We start from the raw sequence: 8,269 nt of genomic DNA, 5'->3' as shown, positions 1-8,269 counted from the left end.
CCGCATAAAATCAATAAAAACTTAGGGTATGTATTTAAAACTTTTGACAATACCATCTGCTCCGACGGGGGTAAGTTATACAAACGGAAATGGAACAGGATATATCGATTTCAAATGGAATCCTGTGAGTGGAGCGACGGGGTATAAAATTTGGATTTTTAACGGTTCCTACTATGAATCGTTAGATGTCGGGAACGTCACTTCTTGGACAACGAAAAACAAAAAGTATTGGCCAACCTCTACGGAAATTCAAGCAGGTAGATATAAGTTGCATTTAAACGACGGTCTCGGCACAGAATTAGCTGTCGACCCGTCCCCAGTCTATGCTAATGCGAGAACGAAATATGCAACGGCTACCAACTACTGGATTCGAGTAAGCGCCTATAACTCTCAAGGAGAAACCGTCTTTTCGGATGCGTATATGCCGAAAATTTCGGAGTTGCTGATACCACCAGCGCCTTCAGGATTTTCCTACAGTAACCAGTTAGGCAGTCACTCTGGTTATGTCATGCTAGATTGGGATAAAATCGAGGGTGCTACGGGGTACAAGGTTTGGATTTTTAATGGGCTTTACTATGAAGCCTTTGATGTAGGAGATGTAGATCATTGGACGACACAAAATAAAGGAATTTGGCCGACCCCCGAAGAAATCGAACAAGGGAATTCTAGTACTTTAACGCTGCATCATGATGGAAAAGGATTAGAACTACCGAGAGATCCTTCGCCAATGTATGCGAAAATGGGAACAAAATACGCAACGAGCACGAGCTATTGGTTCCGTCTCAGTGCCTATGATGCGGACGGCGAGACCATCTTTTCGAGCAATGCATTCACGGTCAAAATTCCTGAGGCGGTTGAATATTTAGGGGAGGAAGATTACTGGTCGATCATTGATGTGCCGTATGGGAGCGTCAATGCCGCTACGGGTAATCTCATGATAGATGAACAAGATGTTTCTATTTCGGGTAGGGGGCTAGGACTTGGTCTATCCAGAACCTACAATAGCTTGTCTCCATGGACCGGTTTATTCGGAAAAGGCTGGCACAGCGATGCGGAAATGAATATCGTCGCGCAAGGAAATGAAGCGCGATTGACGGATGAAGACGGGACGCTTCACATATTTATGAAACGAGCCGACGGAACATACCAAGCGCCAACAGGTGTTTACTTGGAATTAAGTGAAACGACCACTGAGTGGATCGTGAAATCTAAAGATCAAACGAAAATGTATTTTAATAAAAGCGATGGCAAGTTAACCAAAATGGTCGACGGTCATGGGAACGCAACGACGTACGGTTATTCGAATGGAAAGCTTACGTCGATGACGGACGCATCGGGAAGAAAATTAGACATTCAGTATCGTCCGGACGGAAAGATCGAAAAAATCATAGGCCCGATGAATCGGACGGTGACATATGGCTACACGAATGATTTGTTAACGACGGTGACTCAGACGGGCGGAGAAGTGACAAGATATGAATACAATGAGATTGATCGTCTAGTAAAAGTATTCGAGCCGACACATACGGAGGATCAGCCAGTTGTCAATCAGTTCGTGTACGATGGTGACAGGCTCAGTCAAGTACGTGATTCCGAAGACCATGTATACACATTGACCTATGATCCAACGGAACGGCGATTGCTCATACAAAAGCCGAATGGTCGCAAAACTCAATATACTTTCAACGAGGCTGGTAACCCGATTGAGGTTGTGGATGACGTAGGCGGCTTAAATATTACAACGAAATATGTGTATGAAGGCAACAATTTAAAGGAATCATACGATCCGAATGATGTTGGGGCCACTACACCGACGGAATCATATACGTACGATGCGAATGGAAATGTGTTAACAGCGAAGGATAGCTATGGGACCGAAACCTACCAGTATAATCCAAATAACGATGTCATCTCCATGACAGATACAGAAGGCGACAAGACAACGGTTGCGTATGATGGCTTAAATCCAGTATCCGAAACCGATCAATCGGGAAAAACGTCTTCTGTAGCGAAGTACGATTCCTATGGAAATGTGATTGAAGAAAGTGACGCATTGGGCAGTGCGCCCAATTTACTCTCTAATCACGGCTTTGAACAGGGAACGACCGCTTGGACTGTGCTTCGTTCGTATGATTCCGGGCAGTTACAGGAAGATACGAATGTTTATAATGGGTTGACTGGACGAAAGACGTTAAAAATCACAGTGAATTCGACGTCGCCTAGTACAGAAGCCGGTTATGTGGCCGCTACGCAAGAAATTGCGGTAAAACCGAATGCGACATACACATTAAGTGGAAAAATCAAAACAAATTTAACGAAAGCCAGTGCGTTCTTTAATGTTGAATTTTTAGATAGCCAAAATCGTCGAATTTCTTGGGCGGACAATCGTTATAGTCAATTGGTAGGCACAAGACCTTGGACAGAGCGGCAAGTGACGTTTACCACTCCTTCGAACGTGGCGAAAGTACGCGTCTATTTAGAGGTCGAGCATCAATCACCAACCGCATCAGGGGAAGCATGGTTTGATAATGTTCAATTAGAGGAAGCCCAAGTTTCTTCCAGCTATAATCCCGTGTTAAACAGCAGCTTCGAAGGAAGCGTGACGAATTGGAGCGGAACGGGCGGAAGCGTCGATCATAGGGAATCGTTCGACGGGGCTTACTCTCTCAAAATATCGAGAACCAGCACCACACAATCAGCGAGTGAATATAAGCAGACGGTGATCGTAGGGCAAACTTCAAGTGATACGCCGCTTCGTCTGACACTCACAGGTCTTTCCAAAGCGCAGGATGTCAAAGCCAACGGTACCGTGAGTGCAAGCGATTATTCCATTACGGCTAAAGTATACTTTGTGGATGGAACGGCCCAAACGTACACCGCTGATTTTCCGATCGGCACGCAAGATTGGAATCGTGCGGCTATTTCGATCCATCCGTCGAAGCCGATTGACAAGGTGGACGTATCCGCTATGTTCCGCGGAAACTACACAGGAACGGTCTGGTTTGACGCCATTCGCTTGATGGAAGGCAACGTCGTAACGAAAAACAAGTATGACGCAAATGGCAACTATGTTGAGGAAGAAACAGATGAAGCCGGGTATGTCACGAAAAAGAACTATGATGCCGTAGGAAATCTGTTGAGCGAATACGATGAGAAGGGAAATCAAAAACAGTACAAGTATGACCCATCCAATCGTTTAAAACAACTCTTATTGGCGAACGGAACTTCTGTCAACTATGACTATGACTTGAACGGTAACATGACTTCTAAAGTCATTCAAACGAGCAGCGGTCCGTCACAAAGATTTACCTATTCTTATGATAAGACGGGAAAACTTCTGAAAACGGTCGGTCCGCTTAATGACGTAACAACAAATGAATATGATGCGAACGGCAATAAAATTAAAACCGTCTTGCCGAAAGGAAATACAATTCAATGGACGTATGACGGGACGGAACGGGTCGACACGATTTCTTACAATGGAGTTCCGTATTACGAATTCAGTTACGACAAAAACGGAAACGAACTGTCTGTGCAATATGTAAAGGATGGCACGACGAAGACAAGAAAATGGGATTTGGTGAATCGGGTCATCGAACAGTCCGACCGCGGGGGATTGCAAAAATGGACGTATCCGATCACCTCGGATAAATTGCAACAGTTCCTGTTCTCGCATGGATCGTTTAGCCAAACCGTCACCTATCAATACAATGCCTTGGACCAAAATACCATTGTTCAAGATGGAACGTATACGTATCGCTTTGATTATGACGAAAGAGGAAACGTTCGCACCTTCACGACAGGAAACGGAGCGGGCGCAACCTTCACGTATGATGACCGTGGCTTGGTGAAAAGTCTGTCAGTGGGAACAGCGGACGGAACCGAGTTGTTGGCGGAAACGTACCGTTATGACGAAAACGGCAATCGGACGAAAATCGAGTCCCCAACAGGAGAAGCGATTGTTTACCGTTACGATGCGCTCGATCAACTAGTGGAAGAGCAATGGCCGGATGGAACGACGATCGCGTATACGTACGATGGATTCGGGAACCGGACGAAAATCGTGAAAACGAAAGAGGGATCATCGACGACGATCACGGCGGATTATCATGCGGCGAATCAATTGGTTCGTTTCGGCGATGAAACGATCACGTACGATGCGAACGGCAATCGGACCGAAGATGGTGAGTACCAATATGAATGGAACGAAGCCGATCAGCTTGTCTCTATCACCCGAAAAGGCGAAAGTACGCCGTTTGTGACGTACCAATACGATGAAGACGGCCGCCGCATTCAAAAGAACGTGAATGGCGTCGTGACGAACTACCACTACCAAGGCGACAGCCTCAACGTCTTGTATGAAACCGATGCAAGTGGAAATGTGGTACAATCGTATATATACGGGGAAAACGGCCAGCTGTTGGCGATGAAAAAAGGTGGTGTCACGTACTTCTACCACTACAACGCGCATGGCGATGTCATCGCGTTAACCGATGCGCAAGGAAACGTGGTGGCTCGTTACGAGTACGACACATGGGGCCAGCTTCTTTCTCAATCGGGTGAGATGGCAGACGAAAACCCGTATCGCTACGCGGGATATCAATATGATGAAGAGACCGGACTCTACTACTTGATCGCCCGTTACTACCACCCGACCCATGGCGTGTTCTTGTCTATGGATCCAGACCCAGGGGATGCCGATGACATTCTTACGCAGAACGGCTATACGTACGCGAACAACAATCCGGTGATGTTCGTGGATCCGGATGGGCATTTCTTCTGGTTTGTAGTTAACGCTGGGTTTGCGGCGTATGATGGGTATAAAGCCTTTAAAAAAGGCGGTTGGAAAGCGGCAGCGATTGCTGTTGGCGTGGGACTGGTTGGCGGTGCGGCGTTTAAAGGTGCCAAAATTGCCTATAGAGTGTATAAAGCTAGACGGGCTCAAAGGTTTTTAGGAAAATTGAATTTACAGTTTTTTGCTTCGGTAAGTAAGAAATCTGTACTTAAAGGGGCAATGTTACCAACTAAAGGTAAAATAAGATACGTTCCGCCGAGGAATTGGACACCATCTCAACCACTTCCGAGGAAAGGTGGGGGACACATAGATAGATTCGGAAACATTTGGACCAAAGGACCTTCTAGAACTAAAGGAGAACCATTTGAGTGGGATGTACAATTATCAAAAAGAGGGAAACAAATGCTGGGACATTTATCAAGGGATGGTTCACATCTTAATGTTTCCCTTAAAGGAAGGATAACTCATTAAAAATCTTCCTAGCGTATGAGAACTCATGTTAGACTAAGAACTGCTTGGAAGCTATGCCCTCCAGTATAGGGGATCAATGAAAAGATTATGTAGGGGAGATGTTTAATAGATGCCAAGGGTATAGAATTTACAGGCAGTCAATGTTATGGAGGAGATTAGAGTGTCCTCGATGATTCTAGAATCGTTTTCAAGGACATTCAAACACCTAAAGCGCCGATGTTTGTGATTCATGGGAGGCACTTGCTCCTCTCGTGAATCATCTTGTAGTATACGATGTCTAAAGAGTAATTGGATAAAATAGGGGATCGTATGAAAAGACTTTCTTGAACTTACTGTAAGGAGGGGGAAATTTGCTTATTCGATCATATTTATACACTCAAGATAAAAATGAATCTTTTTCAATTATAGAAAATGTAATAAGTGTATTTAAGGGAAATTTTACAAATTACACCATTTTAAAAAACGAACCATATTGGAAAGATCCCAATTTATTTGTGGTAGAAGTGAAACTAAGCACCTACACAAGTTTTTCGATAGAAGATATAGAAGAAGGGTTGAGAAGCATTGCTGATAAGTGGCTTTATTTTGGAAATCCCGTTGATGAAGCATTGGCTTCAGATACAATGGAAGGTTGTCGGTTTCTAATAACGGGGGTTAAGATGATCAACATTTTTATTTAACATATCCACTGAGAAGTCTCCCACCCCTTAACAGAATGTAGGTGGGAGAAGCACATTTACAATAGATGAGTAAATTAAATAACACAAAATTACATATTAGTAAAAAGAAGTAATTACCTGATTCCTTGGCTGGAACAGTGTAAATTAGTACATTATTAAGTGCCAGGCACATGTTGAACGGGGCGTCCAATAGCGGAACAATCCACTGATTGGACAGCCCCTTTTTTATTGGAGTCATCGACACCTAATCGAGCCGCTACCGTTGATTAACGAGTCATTTCACTTGCTACATGACGAGAGAGGACACGTTCGCACGTTTACGACTGGAAACGGAGCGGGCGCAACCTTCACGTATGATGACCGTGGCTTGGTGAAAAGTCTGTCAGTGGGAACAGCGGACGGAACCGAGTTATTGGCGGAAACGTACCGTTATGACGAAAACGGCAATCGGACCGAAGATGGTGAGTACCAATATGAATGGAACGAAGCCGATCAGCTTGTCTCTATCACCCGAAAAGGCGAAAGTACGCCGTTTGTGACGTACCAATACGATGAAGACGGCCGCCGCATTCAAAAGAACGTGAATGGCGTCGTGACGAACTACCACTACCAAGGCGACAGCCTCAACGTCTTGTATGAAACCGATGCAAGTGGAAATGTGGTACAATCGTATATATACGGGGAAAACGGCCAGCTGTTGGCGATGAAAAAAGGTGGTGTCACGTACTTCTACCACTATAACGCCCATGGGGATGTCATCGCCTTAACCGATGCGCAAGGAAACGTGGTCGCTCGTTACGAGTACGACACATGGGGTCAAATTCGTTCCGAAACGGGCTCCCTAGCAGACGAAAACCCGTATCGCTATGCGGGATATCAATATGATGAAGAGACCGGATTGTACTACCTCATTGCCCGTTATTACCACCCAACGCACGGAGTGTTTTTATCGCTCGACCCAGACCCAGGCGATGCAGATGACATTCTTACGCAGAACGGCTATACGTACGCGAACAACAACCCAGTGATGCTGGTCGATCCGGATGGGCATTTTGTGTGGATGGCGATTAATGCGGGATTTGCGGCGTATGATGGGTATAAGGCATATAAATCAGGAAAAGGATGGAAAGGCGTCGCAGCTGCGGCGGCTATCAATTTTGTTGGTTTTGGTGGCAAGTTCAAAGCTGCTAGTAAAATTATTAAAGCTGTGCATGGTAATAGTCGATTCTCAAAGAGGATTCATCATGGGTATGAAATTTATGAAATAGTTAACGGTAAAAAACGTATAGTTAAAGTAGGTATTAGTGGTGCTAAGCTAAACAAAAACGGTACATCACCTAGGGCTAACCGTCAGGTCAATAAGTGGAATAAAAAAGCGGGGTATCAAAGATACTATGCTCGGATTGTTAAGAGAAATATTTATGGAAGAGAGAAAGCTCTAAAGTGGGAGAGAGGAAGAGCTTATGCAGTGAGAAAAGCTGGGGGTAATATGTATCTTCATGTCAGACCGTGATAACATAAAGAAAGGGGTAAGCTATGTTACTGAAAACATTTCTATTATTAGGAGAAGAAGGGATATCCGACGTTAAAAAAAGTTTTTCTTTTCAAACTAGATGTATTACCAAATTGTATGAACGGGTCTTTGATAAAAAATATAAAACCGCTGATTGTAGGCAGTTAAATTTCCATTGTGGTAATTACCCCGAGATGAAACTATTAGGATGTTTTGATGGTTTTTGTCAAGTCTTAGTGCCATATAATATTCAAGAATTTCTAGAGTATCCAGATAACAAAAAAAAAATAGAGATCCTAGAACTGTTGAAAAATAGCCTCGATTTTGTTATTAGAGGAAAAAATTGGGATCCTAATCCTTTTCAAGAAGCTTATGAGAGAGTAAAGGAGTTAAACTATATTAATGAGTTTATTTGGAACAAGCCTAAATTAAGTCCAAATAAAAAATACAAAGCTGAGGTACATTGTAATCACGATCTGTATGATTTTACAATAAAGATGGTGATTAAAGATAGAAAAGATAAAGTATTACTTGAAAAAAAAATAGTGTCAACTGAACCCGATGAACTTATTTACGATAGGTTTTTAGGTCATTTAATGTGGATAAGTGATGATGAAATAGCGCTTTACGAGAAAAATTCAAAGCGTTATACCTCTGTAAAATTAAGAGAGGCATAATGAATAGCTCTAAAATATTATCAAAGTTGAATCATTTTTCACCAGATTGACAGTTTAAAATTTTTCTTCAGAAGGACGCTGTAACCGTCAAGTAAAATTGAACACTTTTCGCTAATTAATTTTGAACAGTTTG

At 43.4% G+C, this 8,269-nt stretch carries 2 protein-coding genes and 2 pseudogenes; all 4 read left to right on the top strand.

Annotated elements, in window-relative coordinates; genetic code table 11:
- Nucleotides 1-43 precede the first annotated feature (43 nt).
- Nucleotides 44-5,266: pseudogene (locus ACYQY7_RS13365) on the top strand (polymorphic toxin type 17 domain-containing protein); the annotation flags it as partial.
- A 350-nt stretch (nt 5,267-5,616) separates the two neighbouring features.
- Complete coding sequence (locus tag ACYQY7_RS13360; protein ID WP_035021241.1) at nt 5,617-5,946, top strand: hypothetical protein; 330 nt, start codon at nt 5,617-5,619, stop codon at nt 5,944-5,946.
- Nucleotides 5,947-6,235: 289 nt separating this feature from the next.
- Nucleotides 6,236-7,459, top strand: a pseudogene (locus tag ACYQY7_RS13355) (RHS repeat-associated core domain-containing protein); the annotation flags it as partial.
- A 23-nt stretch (nt 7,460-7,482) separates the two neighbouring features.
- Nucleotides 7,483-8,136: a hypothetical protein gene (locus ACYQY7_RS13350; RefSeq protein WP_081207811.1), complete on the top strand. Its 654-nt coding sequence runs from the start codon at nt 7,483-7,485 to the stop codon at nt 8,134-8,136.
- Nucleotides 8,137-8,269: the final 133 nt, after the last annotated feature.

It is taken from the genome of Anoxybacillus sp. TBDG-1 (assembly GCF_054815885.1).
The sequence above is the reverse complement of the archived record's forward strand: the minus strand, read 5'-3'. Positions and strand labels throughout refer to the sequence as shown.

Coding starts and splice junctions, on each gene's coding strand:
- ACYQY7_RS13350 (WP_081207811.1), top strand. CDS start 7,483: ATGTTACTGAAAACATTTCTATTATTAGGAGAAGAAGGGATATCCGAC.